The sequence below is a fragment of the Streptomyces sp. NPDC054887 genome (assembly GCF_053610585.1).
In genome coordinates this window covers 22,093-47,485 of sequence record NZ_JBSGYQ010000035.1, presented here as the reverse complement: position 1 = coordinate 47,485, position 25,393 = coordinate 22,093, and the positions used below count along the sequence as shown (strand labels likewise).

Sequence of the window (25,393 nt, the reverse complement as noted above, 5' to 3'; positions counted from 1 at the left end):
GCGTGACGCTCAACCGGCCGTGCGGGACGCGTCAGCGGTACGTCAGGGGGACGTCAGCGGAACGCCAGCGCGGAAGCCCAAGCTGTGAGCAGACCGGATGCCGGCAGCAGGCATCCACCGCACCGACCGCATCACACGGGGAGCTTCACATGCGTACCTTCATCCACCGTCCCGCCGTACTGGCCGTCTCAGCCGTAGCCGCCCTCGGCCTCACGGTGACCGCCTGCGGCGGCGCCGACAGCGCGAAGGACCGGGGGTCCGCCGAGTCGGTCTCGGTCACCAAGCCGGAAGGCAAGGCCGGCAACGCCGCGACGACCGGCGGCGACACGGGCTCCACCGGTTCGGGGACGTCCGGCTCCACCGGTTCCGGTACGTCGGGTTCCACCGGTTCGGGTACGTCCGGCTCCGCCACGCAGGCCGGTTCCCAGCAGAAGGCCGGCGTCAAGGCCCCGGCCTGTTCCGTGGACGACGTGCGCGTCACCGCGAAGAAGAACGACGGCGTGCCGACCACGCACATCACGCTGACGGCGACGAACGTCTCGGGCCGCGCCTGCACGCTGCTCCAGTACCCGCTGCTCGCGTTCGGCGACGTGCCGCAGACCGCCAAGGACGTGCCGCCCGTCGCCAAGAGCAAGCCGGCCGCTCCCGTCGTGCTGAACGCGGGTACGCCGGCCTACGCGGCCGTACGCGTCAACAACGGCGGGGTCGACGAGAAGAACCACGTCGTCACCTCCTTCTACGTGATCCTCTTCGCCGCCGACGGACCCGCCGAGGGCAGCAAGACCGTGGCCGCGCCCCAGGGCGGCATCGCGGTCGACGACGCCGTCGCCAGGACCGGCTACTGGACGTACGAACTGCGCAACGGCGCCGACGACTTCTGAGTCCCGGCAGCGCCGACGGATCGTCGTACCGGCACACGGGGCCGTGTGCCGGTACGACCGTCGACAACACTCCGCGACCCGAAAGTGGCGGCGGCGGCCCACCCCCGCTCCTACAGGAGGCTTCATGCAACGACGTACGTTTCTCTCGGGCGCCCTGCTGGGCACAGCGCTCGCCGCGGCGATGCCGGCGGCCGGCGCGTCGGCGGCCGAGCGGAGGGTCAGCTCCCTGGGCGCCCTCCAGAGTGAGATCGACCGCGCGGTACCCGGCGACCGGATCGTGCTGGCCAACGGCACGTACACCGTTCCGGCGGGAAGCGCCGTCCGCGTGTCGGGCAGGCACGGCACCACCGGCGCGCCGATCACCATCACCGCGGAATCCCGCGGCGGCGCGGTGCTCCAGGGCGAGCGCGGCTTCCTGTTCGCCGACGCGAGCAACATCACGGTCAGCGGCTTCGCCTTCCGGCAGAGCACCACCCTGGAGATCCCCGCGAGCTGTCAGCGCATACGGCTGACCCGCAACGACTTCCGGTTCGCGGACATCAGCGGGCTCGACTGGGTCGTCGTACGGGGCGACGACGCCAAGATCGACCGCAACCGCTTCCACCACAAGACGACCGAGGGCATCTTCGTCGTCGTGGACGGCCCCGGGTCGACCGCCGTCGCCCAGCGCCTGCACGTCTACAGGAACCACTTCTCCGACCACAGCTTCGCCGGCGCCAACGGCGGCGAGCCGATCCGGCTCGGGGTCAGCAGCCGCGCGCTGTCCAGCGCCCACGCGGTCGTGGAGTCCAACCTGTTCGAGCGGTGTGACGGGGACCACGAGACCATCTCGGTGAAGTCCTCCGACAACACCATCCGGTACAACACGATCCGCGACAGCCTCGGCGGCATCGTGCTGCGGCACGGCAACCGCTCGACGGTCGACGGCAATTACCTGCTCGGGGGCACCGACGGTGTGCGCCTGTACGGCAACGACCACCTCGTCGTGAACAACTGCCTCAGCGGGCTGACAGGCCGGGCCCTGACGATCGGCAGCGGCACCACCCGCGATCACCACCCGGGCGAGACGACGGAGCAGAGGCGCGGCAACGACGCCTGCGACCGTGCCGTGATCGCGCACAACACCCTGGTCGGCAACGCCCGTACCGTCACGGGGGAGACCCGGGAGTACGAGCCGAGGGACGTCGTCGTCGCCGACAACCTGCTGGCCGGCGATGCCGGGAACCTGGTCGCGATGGGCAGGACCACCGGCTTCACCTGGCAGGGCAACATCCTGTGGGGCGCCGCGTCCGACGGGAACATCCCCTCCGGCACCTTCACCCGGACGGATCCCCGCCTCCAGCAGGCGGCGGACGGGGCGTTCCGGCTGTCGGCGGGCAGCCCGGCGATCGACGCGGCGACCCTCGCGAGCCCGGCCGTGGCCGACGACATCGACGGCCACGCGCGCAGTGGCGCCCGTGACGTCGGGGCCGACGAGTACTCGCCGCTCGCCCCTGTCCGCCGTCCCCTCGTGGTGTCGGACGTCGGCCCGAACGCGGCGTGAACACCGCTGCCCGGCCGGGACGCGCATGTCCCACGTCGCACGGCGGCAGCTCCGCGCTCGGACGTCCGTGCCCCTTCGCCACCCCCCGGCGGCGGGGCACGGGCCCGCGCCGGCCGTCACCGCGCCAGCACGATCACCCGGTCGCCGGCGGTGAACCGCACGCGGTGCCGCTTGTCCGGGTTGATCCGCACGCCGTAGTCGGGGCCACTCGACGACCGGGCGTGCAGCCGGTATCCCAGGGCGCACTCACGGCGGCGGCGCGCGGACTCGACGACCGTGGCGAAGGCGACCTCGCGGCCGGGCAGCACGTACTGCGCGGCGGGCCTGAGGTAGATCTCGCTCCCGGCGGCGCTGAACAGCTCGTCGAAGAGACCGGCCAGATGCCGGCCTTCGGAGATCTGCGTCATCAACTGGCTGATGAGCCGGCTGCTCACGATGAAGTCGGCGCCCTCCCGGACGGGCGCGAGGAGCCGGTTGCGGTCGTCGGACAGCTCGGTGGTGACGGAGAGCTCGCGGCGCGTGGCCTCCTCGACGGCCCGCAGGTGCAGCAGTGTGACCAGCGTCCTGTCGTCCGCCTCCACCGCCTGCCCGGTCGCCCCGGAGCCCGTGCGCACCCCCTTGTCACCGACGACGATCACGCTGTCGTACGACGGCACGTCCAGCGCGGTCAGGGTGCGCGGGTCGGTGATGTCACCGCTGCGCACGCTCACTTCGAGGTGCCGCCCCGACCCAGCGACGTCGTACGCGCCCCGCATCGTCGGGCCGTCGCCGAGGGCGACCACGTCCAGGGTCGTTCCCGGGCTCACGTAGTGGTCCAGCTGCTCGACGACCAGTGCGGCGCGGCGGTTCCAGCCCAACAGCAGCAGGCGCTCGGCGCGGGGCGTCGGGGAGCGGTCCGAGACGATCGCGTCCTCGTCCACCGCCGGTGGGGTGTCCGCGACGGCGGCGGTGTCGTCGTCGCGCGAGACGACGACGATCCGGTCGGTGTGCCCGATCACGGTGTCCGGGTCCGGGTTGAGCGCGACCGCGTCACCGTCACGCAGCAGGCCGATCACCGAGGACCCGGTGAACGACAGGAGCGCCTCGCCGAAGGTGCGGCCGGTGAGCGAAGGTGCGGCGACGGTGTAGATCTCGTCGCCGTCGAAGTTCAGCAGCTCCTGGTACACGAGCGAGAGACCGGGCTGGCGGGAGGTCTGCACGAGCAGCCGGGCGACGATGTCGTCGATGTTCACCACGTGTGCGCCGGGCGGCGCGGCCAGGGTGGCCGTGACGTGGTTGCCGGCCTCGCGGACGGCCGCCACCACCACGGCACTGCCCGTCTGCGACGCGGGCGAGTTGAGCGCCAGCAACGTCTTCACGACGTGGAGGTCGCCGGTGTCCCCTTCGTCGCCGTCCGACGGAAGGACCAGCACGGCTTTCGCCGTCCGCGGGCTGACCCGGGCCAGCGCCGTGGGGTCGGTGGTGCGGCCGTTGCGGCAGATGATCCGGGTGACGCCCGCGCGCGGTACCTGGGCGGCGATCTCCTCCTCCATCTCCACCTTGTCCTTCGGCGCGAGAACGGCGACGGCCGCCCGGCGCCGGTTGGCGTTGGCCGCCACCAGCTCCATGACGACGGGGAAGACCTGGTCGCTCCAGCCCAGTACGACGGTGTGCTGCTCCTCCACGACGGTCGAGTGCCCCAGCCGCAGCGCCATGATCCGCTGGTTGATGCCCGTGGTGATCAGGCTGACCAGCGTCGACACGAACAGGAGCGCGACCAGGGCGAGCGACACCGACGCCAGTACGTACAGGGGCGGGCCGACCGCGCCGCCGATCTTGAGCGTCTGACCCACGCTCGCCCACACGGCGATGAGCCGGCCGGAAAGGGTGACGGGCGCGTCGCGGTCGGCCCAGACCAGCACCACGCTGGCCGGGACGACGACGAACAGGCAGGCCAGGGAGAGCCAGCCGATGAGCGGGGCAGTGCCGCCGCCCACCAGGTTGTCGACCCGGTACCGCAGCCGCCGCCGGCGGGACGTAGCCTCTGACGCCATGCCGGCCCCCAAGCCCGAGACAACCCGCCGCTCCGGTGTCGGCCGTACCGTCGCCTCAAGCTAACGCGCCGGACCTCGTGCCCGCTCCCAAGATCGCGGCCCTCACTCCCACGTATGAACGATCGCCCACGCCTTCTCCACACCGCCCGGCGCATCGAGCGGCACACCGTGGCGGCGCGCCGGGCGGCGCCCGGCCGGATCGGGACGACGGGCCGTCTACCGTCGGGGCATGGACGATGATCGCCGAGGGTGGCGCCAGTGCCGGCTCAGTGGGGTCGTGTTCGCCGTGTGCATGATCGGCACCACACTGCCGACCCCCCTCTACGGCCTCTACCAGCAGAAGTTCGGCTTCTCCGAGCTGACGGTGACCGTCGTGTACGCCGTGTACGCCTTCGGGGTCATCGGCGTACTGCTGCTGGCGGGCAACGCCTCGGACACCGTGGGCAGGCGCCCGGTGCTGCTGTGCGGCCTTGCGCTGGCCGCGGCGAGCGCCGTCTGCTTCCTGTGCGCCACCGGTCTGGGCTGGCTGTACGCCGGCCGGCTGCTGTCCGGCCTGTCCGCCGGCCTGTTCACCGGGGCTGCCACGGCGTACGTCATGGAGCTCGCACCGCGACAGGGCGCCGCCCGGGCCACGTTCGTGGCGACGGCCGCCAACATGGGCGGGCTGGGCTGCGGCCCGCTGCTCGCCGGACTGCTCGCGCAGTACGCGCCCTGGCCGCTCCACCTGCCGTTCGTCGTGCACCTCGGCCTTGTCGCCTGCTCGGCCGCCGTCCTGCTGGGCCTTCCGGAGTCCGTACGGGAGCGGCGGCCGCTGAACACCGCAAGGCCGCAGCGGCCCGGCCTGCCGGCGCGGGTGCGGGCGGTGTTCGTGCCCGCGGCGATCGCGTCGTTCGTGGGGTTCGCCCTGTTCGGGGTGTTCACGTCGGTCAGTCCGGCGTTCCTCGCACAGTCCCTGCACGTGACCAATCACGCCGTCAGCGGTTCGGTGGTGGCCCTGGCCTTCTTCGCCTCGGTCGCAGGGCAGTCGGCGGTCGCCCGGGTGGGCGCCCGGCGGTCCCTGCCCCTGGGCTGCGCAGGGCTCCTCGCCGGGCTCGCGCTGCTGGCGGGCGCGCTGTACTGGAACCTGCTGCCCCTGGTCGTACTGAGCGCGCTCGTCGGCGGGGCCGGGCAGGGTCTGGCGTTCCGCGGAGCGCTGTCCGCGGTGGCCGCGGCCTCTCCGGCCGGCTCCCGGGCTGCGGTGATCTCCACCCTTTTCGTCGTGGCGTACACCGGCATCTCGGTTCCGGTGATCGGCGTGGGCGTCCTGGCCGATCCCATCGGCCTGGAAGGTGCGGGGCTGGTGTTCATCGCGTGCATGGCCGTCCTCGTCTCGACCGCCGCGCTGTACCTGCTCCGCAGGCCGGTACCGGCGAAGGCGTGAGTGCGGCGTCCGCGCGACGCCCGGGAACGAGAGCCGGGGGTGCCGACGCACGGTGCGCCCCGGGTGGGTGAGGCGCGGATTGCGGGGAAGGCGTCCGGTCTACGTACCCGTACGACACAGGAGGCGACGACGTGACCGACGTGGTGGAGCTGATCACGCGGGACCACCGCCGGATGGAGGACCTCTTCCGGGCGATGCGCAGTGTGGAGGAGGACCGGGCCGCCGCGCTGCGGGAGTTCGCGGACCTGCTGATAGCCCACGGCGAGGCCGAGGAGGCGGAGGTCTACCCCGCCCTGCGCCGCTACCGGAAGGTCGACGACGAAGAGGTCGACCACGGCAAGGAGGAGCACACCGAGGGCAACAAGGCCCTGGCGGCGCTCCTGGAGGTGTCCGAGGTGGGCTCGCAGGACTGGGACGAGAAGCTGGAGGAGCTCTCCGAGGCCATCACCCACCATCTGGACGAGGAGGAGCGCACGCTCCTCAACCACGCCAGGGAACTCGTCGCGGACGAGCGGCGGGCCGAGCTGGGGGAGGCGTTCGCCCGTGAGCGCGAGCGGCTGATCAAGGAGGGCTGCGGAAGCCTGGAGAACGTACGCAAGGTCATCGCGGCGTCCGAGTGACGCACTGAGCCGAGGCGCCGACCCCTGACCCTCGTGTGCCTCGTACGTATCGGGTGTCCGGGCGGCAGCGCCACCGGCCCGTCCGGAGGAACCGGACGGGCCGGACGGGCGGCCGGGGGCCGTCACTCGGGGCGCTCTCGGCCCCGGGTGGCCTACGGTGTCACCGCTCTGCCTCCGAAGGTCACGGCGAGGCGGCCGTCGGAAGCGAACGACCAAGCCAGCGCGCCGGTGTACGAGGAGCAACGGGAGCCGTTGGAGCCGGACCAGAACTGGTTCGTGCCGTCCGCGTCCCCGACGATCCGGTCGTTCGTCCCGCTCCCACTGCGGCACGAGACGTTGTCGCGGAACACCGACGTGCCGGCGTCGAACGAGTAGTTGCGCTGCGCGTTGTCGACGCTGATGTTGCCGGTGACGGACATCGTGCCCGGGTTGCTGTTGTAGGTGAACCCGTGCTTGCCGTTGTGGTGGGCGATGCTGCGCCGGACGACGTGGTTCACCTTGATGTCCTCGCCGCCGAGCTTGTAGCCGTTGCGGTCGCCGTTGGAGTTCACCGTGCCGTCCGAGAGGGTCCCGTTGTCGTGGGCGAGGGAGTCCTCGATGGTCACCGCGCCGATGGGTCCGGTGTCCGTCTTGGTGTAGAGGTCCCAGCCGTCGTCGATGTTGTTGTGGGCGACGGCGTAACGGAACACGTTCCCCGAGCCGACGGTGAGCTTCGCCGCGAAGCCGTCGGCGTCCTCGCCGTCCGAGTCGGCGTTGTCGTGCGACCGCGCGCTCAGCACGAGGTTGTTGGACGGCCACTGGTCGCGCGGTGTGGTGGAGGCGGCCCGTGAGAGTTGCAGGCCCGTGTCGCGGTTGAAGCGCGTCACCGTGCGCTCGAACACGTTGTTGCTGCCGCCGACGAAGATGCCGTTGTCGCCGGCGCGCTCGACGACGATGCCGCTCACGTGCCAGTACGAACCGTTGACGGCCAGTCCCCGGTTCGCCGGATCCTCGGTCATCGCCGAGAAGTTCAGCACCGGAGTCTCTCCGGGGTACGCGGACAGCTTCGTACGGGCGCCCGCCGTGCCGTTGTTGCCCTGCGGGACGGTGACGGTCTGCGCGTGGCGGTAGGTGCCGCCGCGCAGGTAGATGGTCCCGCCGGCGGTGACACGGCTGATCGCCGAGGTGAGCGTCGTCGGGGCCGTCTGCGTACCGGCCGCGCCGTCGGTGCCGTTCGGCGCCACGTACAGCGCGGTGCCGGGCGGCGGCGGGGTGTCGCCCCCGGCCGTCTCGACGTCGAGTGCGTCGACGTTGGGCAGGCCGGCGGACGTCGTGGGGCTCAGCCGGACGGTGTTGCTGCCCGCCACGACCGGCACGGTGAGCGTCTTCGTGGTCCAGCCGGACCACGTGCCGGTCGTCTCGAACGACGCCTGCACGGCCGCCGAGTTGTTCGCCGTGAGGGTGGCGGGGCGCGCGGTGGTGCTTCCGTTGGCGAAGCGGACCTTCAGCGTCGCCGTACCGGGGGCGGGCGCGTTCACGGTGAACTGGGTGTGGGCGCCCACGGCGTTGCTGCCGTTGCAGAAGCCGGTGCCGGAATAGCCGGCCCAGTCGGATTCGATGCTGCCGGTGCAGACCGCCGGGGCGCTTTCGGCCTCGTAGCGGGTGGAGGCGGCGGCGGCCTGCCCCGCGGGCAGCGCGAGGGCGCCGGCCGTCAGGGCGGAGCAGGCGAGCAGGGACAGCGAGGATCTGCGTTTCATGGGGGCCTCGTTCTTCTCCGTGGGCGCGCCCATGCGTGCGGGCATGGACGGCATGGCGGTGCGGGACCTGACACGAGCGGGTAGAAAGCGCTTGCTACGCTAGGAGAGCGCCATGGGCACGTCAATAGAACGGTCGGCGAGGCTTCCGGGGCGCGTCACGGCCTGCCCCCGGGGGCCCTTCCGCCCGTCCGTGCCGTCGCGACCCGGTGTCGGCCCCCCACGGGCACCAACTTCCCCGTCCTTCTCGCGCGGTCGGGCGAAGTTATTGACTTCTATTCATTTGATAACAGCCCTCGTTCAATTTGAAGATCACCATGCTAATGTCGAAAGACTGAAACGCTGAATTGCGGGGGGTCGCCGATGCTCCAGTTACGTCCTCATCTGGTTGCGGCCCGGGGCACGAAAGCGATCAACGCCAAGCGCCTCCTTCTCTCCGTATTGATCAGGAGCGACAGTCAGGTCGGCCTGGCCCGGCGCACCGGACTCGCGCAGTCCACCGTTTCGAACATCGTGAAGGAGTTGCAGGAGGCCGAAGTCCTCGCCGTTTCGGAGTCCGGGCGCGGACAAGCGCGCCGAACGGAGGTCCGCCTCGTTCCGTCCCGCAATGTCGCGGTCGGCGTGCACCTGGGCTTCAACGAGGCGACGGTGGTGGCCCGGCGCGTCGACCGCCCCGACACGGAAACGCAGTCGGAGCACGTGGGCAGCGGTGCGAACAGGGGGCTGGCCGAGATCCTCCCCTCGCTGAAGAAGGCCGTACGGGAGGCGGTCGGCAAGACCGGCCGTGAGCTGGAGGACGTCGTGTCCCTCGGCGTGGCGGTCCCGCGCATGGTCGACCCCCGCACCGGCAAGTTCCGTACGCCCGTACTGCCGCCGTGGAGTGAGGGGGACGATCCGTCGGAGGACTTGGGGGAGTGGCTCGGTGTCAGGGGCGCGCTCGACAACGACGCCAACCTCGGCGCGCTGGCGGAGCAGACGTACAGCGCCGAGGGCGACGCGGAGATCGTCGTCTACGTCAAGGGCTCCACCGGCATCGGCGCCGGTCTGGTCATCAGCAGCAACCCCATCCGCGGACGCGGGATGGCCGGGGAGATAGGCCATCTCGTGCTGGACCCGGACGGGATGGTGTGCCGCTGCGGTGGGCGCGGTTGCCTGGAGACGATCATCGGGGCCGACGCGCTCGTCCGGCAGGCCCGTGAGGCCCTGGCCGGCGGTGTGGCGGACGTGCCCTACTCCCTCGCGTCGCTGATCGAACGCGCGCACGCGGGGGACGCCGTGTGCGAGCGGGTGATGCGGGACGCCGGACGCGTGCTCGGCCAGGCACTGGCGCTCGTCTGCAACCTCCTGAATCCGGACCTGATCGTTCTCGGCGGTCAACTCGCCGCCGCCCAGCATCTGGTCCTCGACCCCTGCCGGGAGTCCCTCGCGCGCTACGGGCTGCGGGGCGCGGTGAGTCCGCAGAGCGGACTCGTCCTGAAGCCGAGCTCGCTGAACCGGCTGTCCGAGGCCAAAGGGGCACTGGTGCTCGGTCTGACCTCCCTGCGGAGGACGGACGTCGAGAAGGAATGACCGAGTGATGAAGCTCCGGGCCCTTTCGGCGGGCCATTTACCGACGAGCTGAACTTGCTGCCCCGCGCGGTCGACTCCCTTTGTTGCGAATTGGCGCGGGGCCCCTTGCTGCCTGTCCGCAGCAGTTGCTTCGGCCCTGTCCCCGCCCGGTCGAACGCCAGTTGGCGCACATGGACAGCGGCTCCTCCCGCCTGCCATGGTGGGCCGCACGCCAGGGGTGCGAAAACGCGGTATGCGGCTAAAGTCGAATAGCAGACTCTGTCCAAACGTGTTCAGTTGTGCAATTGCATGCGCCTTTTGAGTCAACATCAGGTGGATTTATGACCTTGCTGAGAAAATACGCCCGTCGGTCGGAGGCCCGGCCGTCTGTTTCCGACACCGGTGCGCAGGAGAACGCGGACACAGTCCACAGCCGCGCGGCGCGTGCGGACTGCGACGACGCCTACGCCCCGCCGGCAGTGGTCGATCTCGGTCACGTACGGGAGGTGACCCTGGGCAGCTCCAGCAGCGGCACGGCCGACGCCAACTCTCATTACTACTGGTGACCCCGGTGACGAACGCGATCGGTTCGGGCCACAGCACCGACCGGCTGATACACCCGGACTTCGTCGGATGCTTCCCGCCCCCCGCCGGCTCGTCCGCTCCCCTCACGCACCTGACCGGACACTGGCGGGAGGGTGAACTGCGCACCCACCGGTCCGCTGGGGGCACGGTAGTCGTCGTCGGTCAGTGTCTCGCCGGAGAGCGGCAGTTCGCGACGGACTCCGAGCGGGCGCTCGCCACCGGCCGGCTCACCGCCCTGACCCGGTGGGCGGGCAGTTACCTGTGCCTCGTCGTACGCCCCGGGGAACTCACCGTCTTCACCGACCTGGCCGGACAGTACCCGCTGTTCTACCGTTCCCGCGCCGGCCGTACCTGGATCGGATCACGGCCGGTGGACGTGGCGGCCGCGGCGGGCGGCGGCTGCCGCCCTGACCCCCAGGTCCTGGCGGCCTGGACGTTCTGCCCCGGCGTGCCCCTCCTGCCCGGCAACCGCTCCGTGGTGGCCGGAGTCGAGCGGCTGGGCGGCGGGCACGCCCTGCGGATCACCGCCGACGGCACGGCCGTCGCGTGGGAGTACGAGGACCTCCGGCCCCAGGCGGACGCGTCCGCCGCGTCGGCGGCCGAGGCGCTCGGAGCGGCACTCGACGAGTCGGTCCGGCTGCGCGCCGCGCGGGCCCGCACACTGACCGCGGACTTCAGCGGCGGGCTCGACTCCACGTCGGTGGCGTTCCTGGCATTGCGCCACAGAGCGGGCCCCGTGCCGGTGTTCACCTATCACCGGACGGACACGGCGTGCGACGACCTCGAGTACGCCCGCGCCCACGCACGGCTCGACGAACGGCTCCGCCTCGAAGTGGTGACCGGGGCCACCGCCGCATCCCTGCCCTACCAGGGGCTGAACGACGCGGGCTGCGACGGCGAGCCCAACGCGGCGGCGGCGGGAGCGGCCCGGACGCGGCTGCGCCTCGAACACATCGCCCGGCACGGCGCGGACATCCACCTCGGCGGTGAGGGCGGCGACGCACTGCTGAGCCCACCGCCCTCCTATCTCGCGGGCCTGGCGCGGCCCGGCGGGCTGCGACGGCTGGTCCATGACGGGCGCGTACTGGCGCGATCACGACACACCTCGCCCCTGCGCGTCGTCGGCCGGGCCGCCCGCTTGGCCCGTACGCCGCTGGCCACCGCGCTGAGGCGGACGGCCGAACAACTGGAATCGCCGGGGGCGCGCGATCCGCACTGGCTCGACACGCTGTACTGGTGGGTACCGCCGGGCCCCGAGGCGGCATGGCTCACGGGAACCGCCCGCCAGGACCTCGCGGAGCTGGCCCGCGCCCGCGTCCCCGGGCGACGCGGCGCGGCCGAGCGGGGGGCAGGGCCCACGCCGGACCTGCGCACGACCCTCCACGAGGTCCGTACGTCGGCCGACGCGCAGCGCCAACTGGCGCACGCGGCGGCGCCGTTCGGCATCTGGCCGCAGGCCCCGTTCCTCGACAACGACGTCGTCCGGGCCTGTCTCCGGCTCCCGGCGCACCTGCGGTGCGCTCCGCCGGTGTTCAAACCGCTGCTGGGCTCGGCGCTGGCCGACGCCGTCCCCGCCCCCGTACTGGACCGGCGGACGAAGGGCGACTACTCCGACGAGGACTACCGGGGCGCCCGGCTCGCCTCCGGAGCCCTGCGCGACCTCCTCGGTACGTCGCACCTCGCCGCCCTCGACGTCGTCGATCCGCACGCGATCGCCGATTCCCTGGACCGCGCACTGATGGGGCTGCGGGCCCCCTTCCCCGCTCTCAACCGTTTCCTCGGCGTCGAGTTGTGGCTGAGAAACACGTCATGGCCAGGCGACCCGCAGTGATGGAGGCAGCTCGTGACCGATCTCCGGATTCCCCCGCACGTTCATGCCGGCGAGGCGCCGCACGGCGGCACGGTCCTCTTCAACGCCCGGTCGGGGCAGTGGTACGCGATGAACGGCACCGCGCGCGCGCTGTGGGAGGAGTGGCACCGCACCGGTGACTTCGACACCGGCGTGCGGGCCGTCGCCGACCGTTACCCCGCCGTGCGCTACGACCATGTGCGGCTGGACGCCGAGAAGCTCGCCGGGGATCTGGCGGAACGCGGCCTCGTGGCCACCGAGGAGAAGCCGGCGCCTGTCGCGGGGACGGCCGCGAAGGCAGGAGAGGCCGGCGGGAACGAACAGGTGGCCGGCGCCGCGTCGCCGGCCGACGGCGTCCGGTGCCTCAGGGCCGCCGGCTGGGCCGGGCTGGTCCTCGCCCTGCTGCTGTTGCGGCTTCCCTTCGGCGCCCCCGTGCACACCGTCGGCGCACTGAAGCGGTCGCGGCGGCGCCCGGCCACGATGCGCGAGGCCGAGTCGGTGCTCGCGGCGGTGCGGCGGGCGGCGGACGGCTACCCCGGGCGAGCCGCCTGTCTGGAGCACTCGCTCGGCACCGTGCTGGGGCTCGCGCTCACCGGACGCACGGCGGACTGGTGCCTGGGCAGCGCCGACGACCCGTACCGGTTCCACGCCTGGGTGGAGGTCGCCGGGGAGACCGTCACGCATCCCGAGGACGACGACCGGGTGTCGTACCGACGGGTGCTGATGCTCTGAGCGCCGCACGGCGCACCGATCTCTTCATCATGAAGGCCGGCCCGCGACCGTGTTCTTCCCATGGTGCGATTCGACTTCCGACCGCTTTCCATATCGCCCCCGAGTGGATCGTGCGAGCGCTCCCACGCGCAGCCGTCGGAGGCGGTGAATATGAAAGGTTGCTTCGAATTGCCCGACGCCGGGCACCGCGGCACCCGCCTACCGATCGGTTTCACGTTAATTCCCGGACAAGGGTTTCCCCGGACTGCGTCGAACGCTATGCTCGATGCGCGCACAGAAAAGACTTGAGGGGCCGCCCGCGGCAACGGGCAACCCCTCAAGCGCAATGAAACGGCTGGACGACGACTGATCACATCAGGGGCGCGATCCCTTCGTCGACCAGGACCAGTACGACCAGGACCGTGACGACGACGACCTTGATCACGCGGACCCATTGCAATACGTCCGCGTTCCAGATGATCGTCGCATGTGCTTTCATGCTCACGGAGATTTTCCCTTCCAGATAGAGTCGGCGCGGTGTGGGCCGAAAAAGCAACACCGCGACGCAAGTCTTCTCCGTAATGCGCGGCCGCGCAAGCCCTTGGGCTGCGCCTTTGTCTTCTCCGCCGGCCCGTAGTCGGCCCGTATTCCAGGGCGGAATTTCACTTTCCAGTACGCCGGTTCTGCAATTCGTCGCTATTCCGCTCCAAGGGCCGGAGCCGTGCACGGAAATCGAACGAGAGGCGGGGCGCGAAACGGCGTACGGCGGACAGCTCTCCCGACGCCCCGGCCCCGTCCGCCCGCGCACCGCCGACTCGGCAATCCGCACCCCGGGCACCGCCGTCGCGCGCCCGCGTCGTCGGATCGGCCGTCCACCGGCCAGGGACCCCCGGCGGCGACAGCGAATTGGCGGCGGACGCCGCGAAGGGGGACTCCGTAAAGAATCATGCGCATGGCCAGAGAATCTCCGCAGATCCCCGCTCGTTGAACTCCTTCGGGCATGGAGGTGGCCCTGCGCCATGTCGGGCGTCGGCCGGCCCGGCGCGACGGAACCGGCGGGCCAGCGGGCTCAGTCGTGGTCGCCGTCGGCGATTTCCGGGTCCAGTCCCTGCGCGGGTGTGGTGCGCGGTCGGCCGATGTCCGTCCGCCATGCCTCGAAGGCCAGGGCGGTCGCGGTGACCACGGCGAGGCCCAGCAGCCAGCCGCCGACCACGTCGCTGACCCAGTGGACGCCCAGCGCCACACGCGTCCCACTGACGCCCAGGACCGTGACGACGGCGAGCGCCCAGGGCAGCGGGCGCCACCGCCGGGGCACCAGGGGCAGCAGTACCAGGAGCAGGACGGCGCACGAGGTCGTCGCCGTCATCGCGTGGCCGGAGGGGAACGAGAAGCCGGGCCCGTACGCCACCGGGTCCGGAAGGTGCGGTCGGGCCCGCTCGACGGTGTTCTTGGCGACGAGTCCCGCCACCCCGCCGGCCGTCGCGGTGACGGCCGCCCACGCCGCCAGCCGCCAGGCGCGGCGGCTCAGCAGCCACAGGACGAGCACGACCACCAACAGACGCATGGTCAGCGGGCCCCAGACGACGTCCGTGAGGAACCGGAGGGCCCGTACGAGCCCCGGGTGCGCGAGGGCGTACTGGTGCAGCGAGTCGGCCGCGCCCTGGTCGATCCGGCGCAACGGCGCCCACGGGGCCTGCACCAGCACCAGAGCGAGGGCCACCGGTACGGTCGCCACGGCTGTGACGGCGGCGGTTCCCGCCAGCCGCATGCCGAACCTGGCGTCGGGCCCCCAGTGGCGGGCGATCAGGGGTCCGGCGAGTCGTCGCGGACCGGCGGGGCGCCGCCGCTCGGGTCGTAGGGCCATGGCGCGGTGCGCCTCCTCTCACAGACGTTCCGGTCGGCCGCCCGGGGCGGCCACGGGCGCGCTACGGGCACCGGCTCTCACGAAGGCCGGCCCAAGGGCTCGGGCGAAGCCGGCGTGTCCCGCCCCGGACGTCCGGTCGGCCCAGCCACGGCCTCGCCCGCCGGGGAGGGCACCGGAACCGGGGAGGTCGGTCGGGCCTGCCGGCCGATGCCCGCGTGTGCTCCGCCGGGCAACTGGACCAGCAGAGCGCCCGGTTCCACCTCCGCGACCAGGCGGGTGCCCTCCACGGCGCAGTCCCCGTCGACCTCGCGGGCCTGCCGGGCGGCGAAGCGGATGTCGACCCGCGTCGCGCTGAAGTACTCCAGGGCGCCGCGCGCCACGAGCCGTTCCCCCGGCTCCCGCCCCGCGCCCTTCTCACAGGGCCCTGCCGTACGCGCGGTGCGGCGGCCGGGCAGCATGCCGCGCACCAGGTACGCCACCACCGCGAGCCAGCCGGCCATGCCGCGGGGATCGAGCAGCACGACCTCCAGCCGCCCGCTGTCCGGCCGGGCGTCGGGCAGGAGCGGCACGCCGCCCTGGAGGGCGCCGACGTTGCCGATCACGACCATGCGCGCGCGACGGGTGAGCGCGTCACCCGTGTCGAGCCGGATCGACAGCCGCATCGGGGGATCACCGAGATGACGGACGGCCGAGACGACGTACGCGAACCAGCCGAGCGACGCCTTGAGCCGCACCGAGGCGTCCCGCACCATCACCGCGTCGAAGCCGGCACCGGCCATGACGGTGAAGCGGGTCGGTGCCAGCCCGTCGCCGCTGACCCGCCCGACGTCGATACGGACGCGGTCGCCGCCCAGCGCCTCGTCCAGCGCACAGGCGGGGTCGATGGGCAGCCCCAGGTTGCGAGCCAGCAGGTTGCCCGTGCCGCAGGGGACGACCGCCAACGCGGCGCCCGTGCCGGCCAGTTCGTCCGCGCAGGCGCGTACGGTGCCGTCTCCTCCGCACACCACGACGAGGTCGATCCGCCCGGCCGCGGCGTACGCGGCCAGGTCGCCGCAGGGGCTTTCCGGCGTCGTCGACGTCCACCGCACGTCGGTGCGGCCGTGGCGGGCCAGGATGTCCCGTACGCGGTCCGTCAGCTGCTCGCCGCACGCCAGGGGATGGCGTACCACGACGACGCGGTCGCGGCCGGGACCGCCGGCCGGGCGGACCGGGGCCGGCGGGCGGGCGGCGTCGTGAACGGAGGCCGTCGCGGACGGGCGCCCGCGCGGTGACGACAGCGCGTACACCATGACGAGCAGGGTGCACGCGCCGGTGATGAGGCCGCCCACCACATCGCTGGGATGGTGCATCCCCCGGTACACGCGGGACACCGCCACGGCCGACGGGACCACCAGCAGCACCACGGCCGCGACGTACCGCCAGGGGCCGCGCAGCCGGCTGACCGCGAGCATGGCGAGCGCGCCGTAGAGCGCGGTCGACGCTCCGACGTGCCCGGAGGGGAAACTCGATGTCGGCGGGGCCGGGTCGAGCCGGTGAACGTCGGGGCGCGGGCGCTCCACGCACAGGGTGACGAGGAGGAAGAGCGCCGACTGGGCGGCGACCGTTCCGCCGAGGAACAGCGCGTCCCACCACCGGGGCGCACGGGGCAGTACGACCAGCGCTGTGACACACAGGAGGGTCACGCCGATGACGCATTCGGTGGAGGCGAGAAGCGTCAGCCACTCGGACACGGCAGTGGCCGGGCCGGTGCGGTGCCGGGCGAACCAGGCGTTCACGCCTTCCTCGGCCGAAAGGGGCCAACTCGCGCCGCCCGGGCCCGTGATGAACAGACCCACCCCGGCCATCATCGCCCCCAGGGCCGGCAGCAACAGCAGGGGACTGATCCGTCTGGCGGCCTCGCCGCTACCCGTCGTCGTCATGGGCACCGTGTTGCCCCGTCCGGCCGCGCGAATCGTGCCGGCGCGCGATTCACGCGGGAGAAGAGCACGGATCGGGCCTCCTCGGCCGTGCGTCCCGGGACAGTTCCGCGTTGAACTGCGCCCCCGCCAGCAGCACGACGTGCGAGACCCACAGCCAGACGAGGAACGCCACCACACCCGCCAGGGAACCGTAGAGTCGGTTGTACGTGGCGATGTGCGAGGCGTAGAACGCGAAGGCCGCCGAGGCGAGGAGCCAGAGCACCACCGCCAACGCCCCGCCGGCCACCGTCTGCCGCAGCCCGCCCGCCTCGGCGGGCCCGGACCGGAAGAGGAGCAGGACCAGCGCGATGACCACCAGGAACAGCAGCGGCCACTTCAGTCCCGCCCACACCAGAGCCGCCTGATGGTCCGTTCCCGTCCCGCGGCCGATCGCCCGGGCGATCCGTCCGGTGGCGGTCAGCGTCAGCACACCACTGACCAGCAGCGCCAGTACGGTCAGCGCCCTGAGCAGAGTGGCGGGAAACGTCCGCCACGCCGGACGGCAGTCCGCCACGCCGTACATCGCGTGCAGCGCGCGCCGGAACACCGCCAGATAGCTGGAGGCCGACCACAGCGCGGCCCCGCCGGTCAGCACCATCAGCAGCCAGGGGCCCGACGATCCCTCCTGCCGGCTGCCCAGAGCCTGTTCGAGCACCGGGCGTGCCGTCTCCGGCACGAAGGCGCCGAGCTGCGCGATGACCTCGTGGGGTGAACCCGTGCCGAGCAGGGCGATGGCGAAGACGATCACCAAGAGAGAGGGGAAGACCGCCAGCACCGCGTAGTACGTCAATGCGGCCGCCCAGTCCGTGACGTCGTCCTCCCACAGGGCGACCGGCGTACGGGCCAGGGCTCTGCGGTGCACACCGCGCTCGCCGCGGTGCGCCGACGCGCTCGCGGGGACACCGACCGCCATGCCCATCACTCCGTTCCGCCCCGCCGCCACCGGGGGCCGCCCCTGCGGCGGGACGGCGACCGCGTGTCTCCTTCTCTGCTGCCCGGCAATCGTGCTGTCACGCCCCCGGCCCGTGAGGATCGGAGAACGGCCTCCCGTCACCCAGCAGGCCGACGGCTCACCTCACACGGGTGGACTTCGGGAGCCGCCACGAAGCGACGCCGAAGGAGGCCGCCGGTTCGTACCACTGCGCCCGCACCGCCGTGACCAGCGACGCGGCGGCTCGCCCCGGCCACAGGGGGCGCTCGCCGCGCGAGGTACCGCCACGGCCCCCGGGGTGCGTGGCGGTAAGGATTCCGGGGACATGAAGCGGCATGTCGACAGTCGAACACCACCCGCCCGCGTCCGCGTCCGGCCCCGCTCTCCAGCCGTCCCTCACCACCGCGCTGCTCTACTTCTTCATCCTGGGTGACGTCCTGGGCGCCGGTGTGTACGTCCTGGTGGGCCAGGTCGCCGCCCACTCGGGCGGGGCCGTATGGGCGCCCCTCGTCGTGGCCCTCCTGCTGGCCGTGCTGACCGCCGCCTCCTACGCGGAACTGGCGACCAAGTACCCGAGGGCGGGCGGCGCGTCCCACTACGCCACCAGGGCGTTCGGGCCCTTCGCCGGCTTCGTCGCCGGCTTCTGCATGCTCGCGGCGGGGATCGTCTCGGTGGCCGCGCTCGCCAGGGGCTTCGCCGGCGACTACCTGACGGAGTTCGTGACACTGCCGGTCGGCCTCGTCGCGGTGGGCTTCCTGCTCGCGCTCGCCCTGCTCAACGCGCGGGGCATCAAGGAGTCGACCCGCGCCAACGTCGTCGCCACCGTCGTCGAGGTCGGCGGTCTGCTCGTCGTCGTCGCCCTCGGCGCGTGGCTGCTCCTGCGCGGCGACGGCGACCCCGGGCGGCTCACCCGGCTCGGCACGGCCGACACGGGCCCGGCCGCCGCGGTCCTGAGCGGCTCCGTACTCGCCTACTACTCGTTCGTCGGTTTCGAGACGTCCGTGAACGTCGCCGAGGAGACCCGCGACCCGCGGCGCTCCTACCCGCGCGCCCTCTTCGGCGCCCTCGCGACAGCCGGCGCCGTGTACGTACTCGTCGGCGTCGCCGCCTCGGCCGCCGTGCCCACCGACCGGCTCGCCGCGTCCAGCGGGCCCCTGCTCGAAGTGGTCAGGGCGGCGGGCACCGTGCCGACCTGGCTCTTCAGCGCAGTCGCCCTCGTCGCCGTGGCCAACGGCGCGCTGCTCACCGGCATCATGTCGTCCCGGCTCGCCTACGGCATGGCACGGGACGGGCTGCTGCCCGCCGGACTGGCCCGGGTGCTTCCCGGCCGCCGTACCCCCTGGGTGGCGATCGCGGCCACCACCGCGCCCGCGGCGCTGCTCGCCCTCACAGGCAGCGTCGCCACCCTGGCGTCCACTCTCGTCCTGCTCCTGCTCGTCGTGTTCCTCATCGTCAACGCCGCCGTTCTGGTACTGCGCCGCGACCGGGGCCGGGCGGACCACTTCCGCGCGCCGACCGCGCTGCCGGTGCTCGGCGCCCTGTCCTGCGTCCTGCTCGCCACAAGGATCGAAGCGCAGGTGTGGCTTCGCGGTCTCCTGGTACTCGCCGTGGCGGTGGTGCTCGCCGCGATCGCCACCATGCGCCGCGCGCCGGGCACCGGCGCGGCCGACCGGGAGACGACGGCCGGCACGCGACGGGAGTGACGTACGGCGGATGGTGTACTGCCCAGTGGGTAGGCGGTCCGCAGCGTCGCCGATGTCCGCGCCCCCACTCGTCGTGAGAGTTACGGGAGATCACATGAGGGTCCGCCAGTCGCCTTTCGCTCCGGCGTTCCGGCTTTCCGCCGAAGTGGTGGCCGGGCGTTACCGGTTGGACCGCCAGATCGGCAGGGGAGGCGTCGCCGACGTGTACGGCGGCCTCGACCTGCGCCTCAGGCGGCCCGTCGCGGTGAAGATCTTCCGGCCCGGCGCGGACCCCGAGATGGAGGAACGCTTCGCCGACGAGGCCGTGCTGCTCGCGCGTATGCAGCACCCCGGGCTGGTCACCGTGTACGACACGGGCCGCCACAAGGACTGCGGCTTCCTCGTCATGGAACTGGTGTCGGGGCCGACGCTCCGCCGCCGCCTCGCGACCGGTCCCATGGCGCCGCCGGAGGTCGTCGCGATCGGCGCCGGCCTGGCGCGCGCCCTCGCGCACGTGCACGCCGCCGGCATCGTGCACCGGGACGTCAAGCCGTCGAACGTGCTGCTGGACGACGCCGGCCGTCCCCACCTGACCGACTTCGGCATCTCACGGCTGATCAACTCGACCCGCAACACCGCCTCGGGCGCCCTGATAGGAACCGCCGCCTACCTCGCGCCCGAGCAGGTCCTGGGCAGGGGAGCCGGGCCGGCCGCCGACGTCTACGCGCTCGGACTCCTGCTGCTGGAGTGCCTCAAGGGGGAGGTCGAGTACGACGGGGCCCCCTTGGAGGCGGCCGTGGCCCGCATGCACCGCAGGCCCGAGGTGCCCGACTCCGTTCCGGCGCAACTCGCCGACCTCGTACGGGCGATGACCGCTCTCGAGGCGGAGGACCGCCCGGACGCCGGCCAGTGCGCGGACGCGTTGTCGGCGTTGCGCGACGACCCGGCCCTCGCACCGCCGCGCCCGGCCGTCGCGTCCACCCCCGTCGTCCCCGCGGGCCGGGTCCCCGCCGCCGGCACGCATGCGGCGGGCGGCAACGGAGCCGGCCCGGACACACGGCGGACCGCGGCTGCCGCGGCGCGACCGCGCCGACCGGAAGGGCGCGGCCGTGCCCGTCAGTTGCTCGTCGGCACGGGCACCGCCGTGCTCACGGCCGTCCTCGGCGCCAGCCTCGTCGCCTCGGACGGCGCCGGGCACTCCTCCGAACGTTCCGCCCCGCCTCCGACCGAAGCCGCCACGGCGGGCCCGCCCCCCGCCGACGCGTCCACCGAGGGCGCCCCGGCGGTGGGACGGCGACCTGCCGCGACCCCCGCCGGACCGGCCCCCGCCACCGCTTCTCCCGTACCCGCCGCCACCGTGCGCACGGCCGGCGGCAGTGCGCCGGCCGAGCGGCCGGGCGCCGGGAGCACCGCCGTACGGACACGGACGGACGAGGCCACGGAGACCGGAAGCCGCGCCGACGCCCGTCCGGGCCTCGCACCGCGCGACGGCCACGAGCCGCGCGAGAAGGCCCGTACGAAGCCCAAGCACCGCCAGGAGAAGGGCACACGCCACTGAGACCCCGGCCTGATCCGGGGCGCGCGGCGCGAACCCGTACGAACGGGGCCGTCGTGATGTCCGCCGGCCCGTGCGGGGCAGCGTCCGGGCGACTGGCGTCGGGCGGCTACCACATCACGGGAAGCCGCTCCGGCATCCGCTTCATGAACCGGGTCCGCCACACGAGCTGTTCGACGGGCACCGCCAACCGGAAGTCCGGCATCCCCTCCAGCAGCGTCTCCAGCGCGATCTCCGCGTGCTTCTTGCCCAGAGCGGTGGCCGGGCAGTAGTGCTGACCGCCCCCGAAGGACAGGTGCGCGGTGTTGTTCTCCCGCGCGAGATCCACCTTGTGCGGGTCGGCGAACACCTCGGCGTCGAAGTTGGCGCCCTCGACCAGGACCAGTACGAGCTCGCCCTTCTTCACCTCCACATCCCCGAGCGTGACGTCCTCCAGGGCGAGGCGCGGCAGCCCGTCGCCGATGGACAGGTTGATGCGCAGCAGTTCGTCGACGGCGGCCGGGACCTTGGTGCGGTCGGCGAGGAGCTCGGCCGTCAGCTCGGGGTGCTGGATGAGGGAGACGAGGGCCATGGTCAGGAAGCCGGACGTGGAGATCACGCCCGCGCCGAACATCGTGACGCCGACCGTCGCCAGCATCTCGTCGGTGAGGTGGTCGTACTCCGGGTCCTGCCGCAGGGCCGCCAGCTCGGCCATCAGCCCGGTGGTGGCCGGGTCGTCGAGGCGCTCCACCATGTACGCGATGTCGCGGTCCCAGTTCAGCTTCGCGCCGGAGACGGGGCAGGCGGAGTTCATGAACGCGATGTCCAGGCTCCGCATCAGGCGCGGCGCGTCCTCCTGCGGGATGCCGAGGAGGTGGCAGTGCATGCCGGCCGAGTACGGGTCGGCGAACTGCGCTCGCAGGTCGGCCGGCGCGCCCTCCGCCATGAGGCTGTCGACCAGTTGGGCCGCGTGGGACCGCATCCACTCGACGCGGCCCGGCGCCTTCGGGTTCAGCGCCTTGAGCACCGCCTTGCGCAGGCCGGCTCCCGTGATGTTGCCCATGTTGTTGACGACCTCGGGCGGGATCGTCAGGGCGTACTGCCGCGGTACGCCCGGCGCGGAGGTGTCCTTGAGGCTGAACCGCCGGTCCTCCAGCACCTGTCTGCACAGCGCGTGGGACGAAACCAGCCAGGCCTCGTCACCGGCGATCGTCCGCACCCGCTTGACGGGCTCCTTGCGCAACACCTCGATCTCGTCGGGCAGTTGGTCGCCGCGCCAGGAGAACGGGAAGTCGATCAGCTCGTCGGTCAGCGTCTCAACGGACATCGGTGGCTCCTTGTGCGGGGGTGACGATGGCGTGGCCCTGGTTGCGGGAGGCGCGCAGGCCGGAGCCGCGCGAGTAGAGCAGCTCGGCCATCGGCAGTAGCTGGTGGTAGCAGTTGAGCGAGGACGGGACGCCCAGGATCGCCGGGGTGTCCAGGAACAGGGGTGCTTCGGCGCAGACGTACTCCATGCACACCGTGCGCTGTCGCTCCGTGGCCGGCTTCCCGTCCAGGACCTTGGAGGAGAGGAACGCGTCGACGAGCGCTTCGCACGTGGCGCGGAAATCCGCATCCGTACGCAGACGGTTCTGGAGGTGGTCGTGGATCTCGCGGTACGCGGGATTGGTGGTGAAGGCCGACATGGGATGGGCCCGCAGCCGGCTGCCGTCGGGGTCGACGGTCTGCACGGCGTTGGTCACCTTGGCCCGTACGCCGCGGAGGTTCTTCACGGCCTTGCGCCGGGCGTCGTCGGCGGGATAGCCGGACGCCTCATACATTTCGGCCACGTGGAGGTCGGTGTAGACGAAGTCCACCCGGTCGAAGTGCGCGACGCCCCAGCGGGCCAGGTCGATGACGCGCTGGGCGGAGAAGTAGCTGTTGCCGGGTGAGACGCCGATGACGGCGTGGGCGCCCTCGGCGCAGATCACCTGGCAGTGGGCGGTGTAGGGCTGGACTTGGAAGAGTTCGGCGGCGGTGGCCGGCGCGGTGAAGGGCTGAATCTCGAAGACGGTCTCAGTCGTCAACTGAAGGGGTCCTTCGTGTCGCTAGTCCCAAAGGAGCCTCGTGCTCCTGGTGTGGCGACAACGCCGTGAAGTTAGCTTCCGGACACGGAGAGTGTCAACGACGGTCCACGCCAGGGCGTTTGGGACACCCGGGGTTCTGTCATTCGTGGTCCGCCCGACAGGCGGCATTAACCATTCCGCCATCTGGCGTCCGGGGTGCCACCCCGGGCGAGGGACGTCCGTACGTGCCGCGCGCGGGCCGTTCGCCCAGGTGCGGGGCGTGCGGCCGCGGCCTCCCCGGTCGCGTCCACGGGGGTGCGACCGGCGGAGACGGGCGAACGGTGTCGTGCATGAGTGCCGCGAGACCGGGAAGCCGCTAAGACTCCACGTCTCAAGGAACGAAGGAGCAGATGTGGCTGCCGACCCGGACGATTCGGACGAGGGCCTGCTGACCGCTGTCGGCGGCGCGCGGAGCTGGCGCTTCGAGGGCCGGCTGAGCGATGTCTCCGGCGCTCGCGACCGGGCTTCAGCGTTTCTGTACGAACTCGCTCGCGTGCGCCCGCCCGCGACACCGGACGCACACGACGACGCGCTGCTCGTCGCCACCGAGCTGGCCTCCAACGCGTTCGCCTTCGCCCCCGGGCCCTTCGTCCTCTCGGTGGAGCTGACGGTGGGGGGAACCCTGCGCGTCGCCCTCCGCGACACCAACCCCGCACACCCGAGCCCCCGCCCCGTCTCCCTGGCCGGCCGTGGCGGGGTGGGCTGGCATCTCATCAACGCGCTCGCGGAGCAGACCATCACCGTCCCCGAGGCCGACGGCAAGACCGTGCACGTCTTCCTGCCCTGGTGAGCGGGGTCCGCCCGCCCGGCGGTCCGCTCAGCCGACGTACGACTCGAGCGTGCCGCGACGGCGGACATCGAGCGTCGCGCAGTGGAACGAGCCGCCGAACGGCGCGTAGTGCAGCAGGTCGCAGGGGACGGGCTCGAAGCCCCAGCTCTGGAGCGCGCGCAGCATGCCGGTGTGGTGCCGCTCCGCTATCACCCGCTTCTCGTCGACCATGAGCACGTTCATGTTGAGCCACTTGCCGCAGATCGAAGTCGTCCGCAGCAGGCGCTCGTCGATCGGATCGGGCTCCGGGGCGACAAGGATGTCCCAGCCCTTCAGGACGTCGGGCAGCCGGTTTACGTCGACGTATTCGGGATTGATCAGTGCCTTTCCGGGGGCGAGCACGAGAAACGTCGTGTCGATGTGCATGGGGGTGCGGCAGCTGCTGTGAATCTCGTGCACGCGGTAGCCGGATCCGAGGTGGCGGCGCACCCACTCGATGCCCATCGGATTGGTGACATTGCTGCGGGTGACGAACAGGTCGCGCCCCGCGCGCACGAAATCCGCCGCGTCGAAGACGGGTTCGAAATCGGTGAGGATGTAGCGCATCGGCTCATTGGCCCGGGGGACGCGGAAGTTTTTCTCGTACAGCTCGTCGGTGAGCTGCGGCTTGGGCGCCGCGGTCCAGCGCGCGCCGCGCCGGAAGTAGTCCTTCAGGATCGGGCGGTAGGAGTGGGTCTCGAAATACCGGCACGGCCACGCCATGGGGGTTTCGATGATCTCGTCGCCGATCAGCAGCAGGCTGTCCCGAGGGCAGCTGTTGCAGAACCCGCGCGACGACCAGTCGGGAGTGTCGAAGCGGCGTCTGTGGTCGACCGGGTCCGGGCGTCTGACCGTGATGCCGAGGGAGCCGAGCAGGGCGATGAACCGGTCGAGCTCCTCCTGTGCGGGCTCGACCAGCCGGCGCGGGTAGGAGAAGCCCGCGGCGAGCCCCTGAAGACGTGCCGCCCAGGGCGGGATGTTGCACGCCACCACGGGATGGTCGGAGGGGATCGCCGAGCCTTCGAGACGCCCGACGACGACTTCCTCCAGCGGATCCCACTCGTTGTGCGCGTTGACCGGCGGAACGAGCCGATCCGCACTGATGTCAGCCATGGCCGACGCCACCGGGTTCCCCTATGACGTGCCTCTGGATCACCACCGCGCTCGCCCGCTCCCGCTCACGGAATCGGTGACTCGCCGCGTCGCCGGAATTACCCGAAGTGGCCCGTCGAGCCGTTTCCCCACTCCATGATGCCGTCTTGCCGGAACCGGATCAGAAGGGCAGGCGACCCCGGGCCCGGCGGCCGGCGGAGCCGCTGCGGCCGACGGCCTGGGAACTGCTGCGAAAGGGCTTCTTGAATATCCGGCCCAGAACTCCGGGAGCCTTTCCGCCGGCGCGCGAACCGGCTCCGAGCGTGCGCTGGGTGCCGCGTTCGGGATGGCGGGAAAGGCGGGGAACGAGGAAAGCGAGAACGGCGAGGACGACACATACGGCGACAATGCCCGCGATCATCATGGGAGCTCCTTGGTTCGAGGGTGTGCTGGCCACATGCCCCGGCGTACCGGCCGCATGCGCGCGGCGGAACGG

General features: G+C 72.0%; 21 protein-coding genes. 11 read left to right on the top strand and 10 right to left on the bottom strand.

Going from position 1 to position 25,393, the window contains the following annotated elements:
• Positions 1 to 149: 149 nt before the first annotated feature.
• Both ACWGH0_RS20650 and ACWGH0_RS20645 read left to right on the top strand, forming a co-directional pair.
• Positions 150 to 881 carry a DUF4232 domain-containing protein gene (locus ACWGH0_RS20650; protein ID WP_453405630.1) on the top strand — a complete coding sequence of 244 codons (732 nt, stop codon included), beginning with the start codon at positions 150 to 152 and terminating at the stop codon, positions 879 to 881.
• Positions 882 to 1,005: 124 nt separating this feature from the next.
• On the top strand, positions 1,006 to 2,424 hold the full coding sequence (locus tag ACWGH0_RS20645) for a chondroitinase-B domain-containing protein (RefSeq protein WP_453405629.1): 1,419 nt from the start codon (positions 1,006 to 1,008) through the stop codon (positions 2,422 to 2,424).
• 116 nt (positions 2,425 to 2,540) lie between these two features.
• Here ACWGH0_RS20645 and ACWGH0_RS20640 read toward each other — a convergent pair whose 3' ends face one another.
• Positions 2,541 to 4,457, bottom strand: coding sequence for a CASTOR/POLLUX-related putative ion channel (locus ACWGH0_RS20640; RefSeq protein ID WP_453405628.1), 1,917 nt, complete (start codon positions 4,455 to 4,457; stop codon positions 2,541 to 2,543).
• Positions 4,458 to 4,686: 229 nt separating this feature from the next.
• Between ACWGH0_RS20640 and ACWGH0_RS20635 the strand changes: the two genes are divergently transcribed.
• Both ACWGH0_RS20635 and ACWGH0_RS20630 read left to right on the top strand, forming a co-directional pair.
• The gene (locus ACWGH0_RS20635) at positions 4,687 to 5,877 is read left to right on the top strand and encodes an MFS transporter (RefSeq protein WP_453405627.1); all 1,191 of its coding nucleotides are present in this window, start codon (positions 4,687 to 4,689) and stop codon (positions 5,875 to 5,877) included.
• Between the two features lie 131 nt (positions 5,878 to 6,008).
• The gene (locus ACWGH0_RS20630) at positions 6,009 to 6,497 is read left to right on the top strand and encodes a hemerythrin domain-containing protein (protein ID WP_453405626.1); all 489 of its coding nucleotides are present in this window, start codon (positions 6,009 to 6,011) and stop codon (positions 6,495 to 6,497) included.
• Between the two features lie 152 nt (positions 6,498 to 6,649).
• Here ACWGH0_RS20630 and ACWGH0_RS20625 read toward each other — a convergent pair whose 3' ends face one another.
• Entirely contained in the window at positions 6,650 to 8,233 is a 1,584-nt protein-coding gene (locus tag ACWGH0_RS20625; RefSeq protein WP_453405625.1) for a carbohydrate-binding protein, read from the bottom strand.
• A 360-nt stretch (positions 8,234 to 8,593) separates the two neighbouring features.
• On the opposite strand from ACWGH0_RS20625, the gene ACWGH0_RS20620 reads away from it, so the two are divergent.
• The 4 genes from ACWGH0_RS20620 (at position 8,594) to ACWGH0_RS20605 (ending at position 12,944) form a co-directional block, all read left to right on the top strand.
• A complete protein-coding gene (locus ACWGH0_RS20620; protein ID WP_453405624.1) occupies positions 8,594 to 9,799 on the top strand; it encodes an ROK family transcriptional regulator in 1,206 nt (401 codons plus the stop codon).
• 320 nt (positions 9,800 to 10,119) lie between these two features.
• Positions 10,120 to 10,344: a lasso RiPP family leader peptide-containing protein gene (locus ACWGH0_RS20615; protein WP_453405623.1), complete on the top strand. Its 225-nt coding sequence runs from the start codon at positions 10,120 to 10,122 to the stop codon at positions 10,342 to 10,344.
• 5 nt (positions 10,345 to 10,349) lie between these two features.
• On the top strand, positions 10,350 to 12,194 hold the full coding sequence (locus ACWGH0_RS20610) for an albusnodin/ikarugamycin family macrolactam cyclase (protein ID WP_453405622.1): 1,845 nt from the start codon (positions 10,350 to 10,352) through the stop codon (positions 12,192 to 12,194).
• 12 nt (positions 12,195 to 12,206) lie between these two features.
• The gene (locus ACWGH0_RS20605) at positions 12,207 to 12,944 is read left to right on the top strand and encodes a lasso peptide biosynthesis B2 protein (protein ID WP_453405621.1); all 738 of its coding nucleotides are present in this window, start codon (positions 12,207 to 12,209) and stop codon (positions 12,942 to 12,944) included.
• Between the two features lie 349 nt (positions 12,945 to 13,293).
• Here the strand turns inward: ACWGH0_RS20605 and ACWGH0_RS20600 are convergent, their stop codons facing one another.
• The 4 genes from ACWGH0_RS20600 to ACWGH0_RS20585 form a co-directional block, all read right to left on the bottom strand.
• Entirely contained in the window at positions 13,294 to 13,428 is a 135-nt protein-coding gene (locus ACWGH0_RS20600; protein ID WP_453405620.1) for a hypothetical protein, read from the bottom strand.
• A gap of 564 nt (positions 13,429 to 13,992) precedes the next feature.
• Positions 13,993 to 14,691: a phosphatase PAP2 family protein gene (locus tag ACWGH0_RS20595; protein WP_453405655.1), complete on the bottom strand. Its 699-nt coding sequence runs from the start codon at positions 14,689 to 14,691 to the stop codon at positions 13,993 to 13,995.
• Between the two features lie 173 nt (positions 14,692 to 14,864).
• Entirely contained in the window at positions 14,865 to 16,706 is a 1,842-nt protein-coding gene (locus ACWGH0_RS20590) for a diacylglycerol kinase family protein (RefSeq protein WP_453405619.1), read from the bottom strand.
• 49 nt (positions 16,707 to 16,755) lie between these two features.
• A complete protein-coding gene (locus tag ACWGH0_RS20585) occupies positions 16,756 to 17,658 on the bottom strand; it encodes a YihY/virulence factor BrkB family protein (RefSeq protein ID WP_453405618.1) in 903 nt (300 codons plus the stop codon).
• A gap of 353 nt (positions 17,659 to 18,011) precedes the next feature.
• Between ACWGH0_RS20585 and ACWGH0_RS20580 the strand changes: the two genes are divergently transcribed.
• Together ACWGH0_RS20580 and ACWGH0_RS20575 are read left to right on the top strand one after the other, a co-directional pair.
• Positions 18,012 to 19,379: an APC family permease gene (locus ACWGH0_RS20580; RefSeq protein WP_453405617.1), complete on the top strand. Its 1,368-nt coding sequence runs from the start codon at positions 18,012 to 18,014 to the stop codon at positions 19,377 to 19,379.
• 94 nt (positions 19,380 to 19,473) lie between these two features.
• The gene (locus tag ACWGH0_RS20575; RefSeq protein WP_453405616.1) at positions 19,474 to 20,916 is read left to right on the top strand and encodes a protein kinase domain-containing protein; all 1,443 of its coding nucleotides are present in this window, start codon (positions 19,474 to 19,476) and stop codon (positions 20,914 to 20,916) included.
• A 106-nt stretch (positions 20,917 to 21,022) separates the two neighbouring features.
• On the opposite strand, the gene ACWGH0_RS20570 is transcribed toward ACWGH0_RS20575, so the two are convergent.
• Positions 21,023 to 22,219 (bottom strand): cytochrome P450, encoded by a 1,197-nt coding sequence (locus ACWGH0_RS20570; RefSeq protein ID WP_453405615.1) that lies wholly within the window; start codon positions 22,217 to 22,219, stop codon positions 21,023 to 21,025.
• Positions 22,209 to 22,958: a tRNA-dependent cyclodipeptide synthase gene (locus ACWGH0_RS20565; RefSeq protein WP_453405614.1), complete on the bottom strand. Its 750-nt coding sequence runs from the start codon at positions 22,956 to 22,958 to the stop codon at positions 22,209 to 22,211. Before ACWGH0_RS20565 ends, ACWGH0_RS20570 begins: the two co-directional genes overlap by 11 nt.
• Before the next feature lie 391 nt (positions 22,959 to 23,349).
• On the opposite strand from ACWGH0_RS20565, the gene ACWGH0_RS20560 reads away from it, so the two are divergent.
• On the top strand, positions 23,350 to 23,787 hold the full coding sequence (locus tag ACWGH0_RS20560; protein WP_453405613.1) for an ATP-binding protein: 438 nt from the start codon (positions 23,350 to 23,352) through the stop codon (positions 23,785 to 23,787).
• 27 nt (positions 23,788 to 23,814) lie between these two features.
• On the opposite strand, the gene ACWGH0_RS20555 is transcribed toward ACWGH0_RS20560, so the two are convergent.
• On the bottom strand, positions 23,815 to 24,918 hold the full coding sequence (locus ACWGH0_RS20555; RefSeq protein WP_453405612.1) for an amidinotransferase: 1,104 nt from the start codon (positions 24,916 to 24,918) through the stop codon (positions 23,815 to 23,817).
• Between the two features lie 160 nt (positions 24,919 to 25,078).
• Positions 25,079 to 25,321: a DUF6411 family protein gene (locus ACWGH0_RS20550; protein ID WP_453405611.1), complete on the bottom strand. Its 243-nt coding sequence runs from the start codon at positions 25,319 to 25,321 to the stop codon at positions 25,079 to 25,081.
• Between the last annotated feature and the right edge of the window lie 72 nt (positions 25,322 to 25,393).

Bases quoted from the DNA above. Each gene is read 5' to 3' on its own strand.
- ACWGH0_RS20650 (WP_453405630.1), top strand. From the start codon at position 150: ATGCGTACCTTCATCCACCGTCCCGCCGTACTGGCCGTCTCAGCCGTA.
- ACWGH0_RS20645 (WP_453405629.1), top strand. From the start codon at position 1,006: ATGCAACGACGTACGTTTCTCTCGGGCGCCCTGCTGGGCACAGCGCTC.
- ACWGH0_RS20640 (WP_453405628.1), bottom strand. From the start codon at position 4,457: ATGGCGTCAGAGGCTACGTCCCGCCGGCGGCGGCTGCGGTACCGGGTC.
- ACWGH0_RS20635 (WP_453405627.1), top strand. From the start codon at position 4,687: ATGGACGATGATCGCCGAGGGTGGCGCCAGTGCCGGCTCAGTGGGGTC.
- ACWGH0_RS20625 (WP_453405625.1), bottom strand. From the start codon at position 8,233: ATGAAACGCAGATCCTCGCTGTCCCTGCTCGCCTGCTCCGCCCTGACG.
- ACWGH0_RS20620 (WP_453405624.1), top strand. From the start codon at position 8,594: ATGCTCCAGTTACGTCCTCATCTGGTTGCGGCCCGGGGCACGAAAGCG.
- ACWGH0_RS20615 (WP_453405623.1), top strand. From the start codon at position 10,120: ATGACCTTGCTGAGAAAATACGCCCGTCGGTCGGAGGCCCGGCCGTCT.
- ACWGH0_RS20595 (WP_453405655.1), bottom strand. From the start codon at position 14,691: ATGCGGCTGGCGGGAACCGCCGCCGTCACAGCCGTGGCGACCGTACCG.
- ACWGH0_RS20590 (WP_453405619.1), bottom strand. From the start codon at position 16,706: ATGACGACGACGGGTAGCGGCGAGGCCGCCAGACGGATCAGTCCCCTG.
- ACWGH0_RS20585 (WP_453405618.1), bottom strand. From the start codon at position 17,658: ATGGCGGTCGGTGTCCCCGCGAGCGCGTCGGCGCACCGCGGCGAGCGC.
- ACWGH0_RS20580 (WP_453405617.1), top strand. From the start codon at position 18,012: ATGTCGACAGTCGAACACCACCCGCCCGCGTCCGCGTCCGGCCCCGCT.
- ACWGH0_RS20575 (WP_453405616.1), top strand. From the start codon at position 19,474: ATGAGGGTCCGCCAGTCGCCTTTCGCTCCGGCGTTCCGGCTTTCCGCC.
- ACWGH0_RS20570 (WP_453405615.1), bottom strand. From the start codon at position 22,219: ATGTCCGTTGAGACGCTGACCGACGAGCTGATCGACTTCCCGTTCTCC.
- ACWGH0_RS20555 (WP_453405612.1), bottom strand. From the start codon at position 24,918: ATGGCTGACATCAGTGCGGATCGGCTCGTTCCGCCGGTCAACGCGCAC.
- ACWGH0_RS20550 (WP_453405611.1), bottom strand. From the start codon at position 25,321: ATGATGATCGCGGGCATTGTCGCCGTATGTGTCGTCCTCGCCGTTCTC.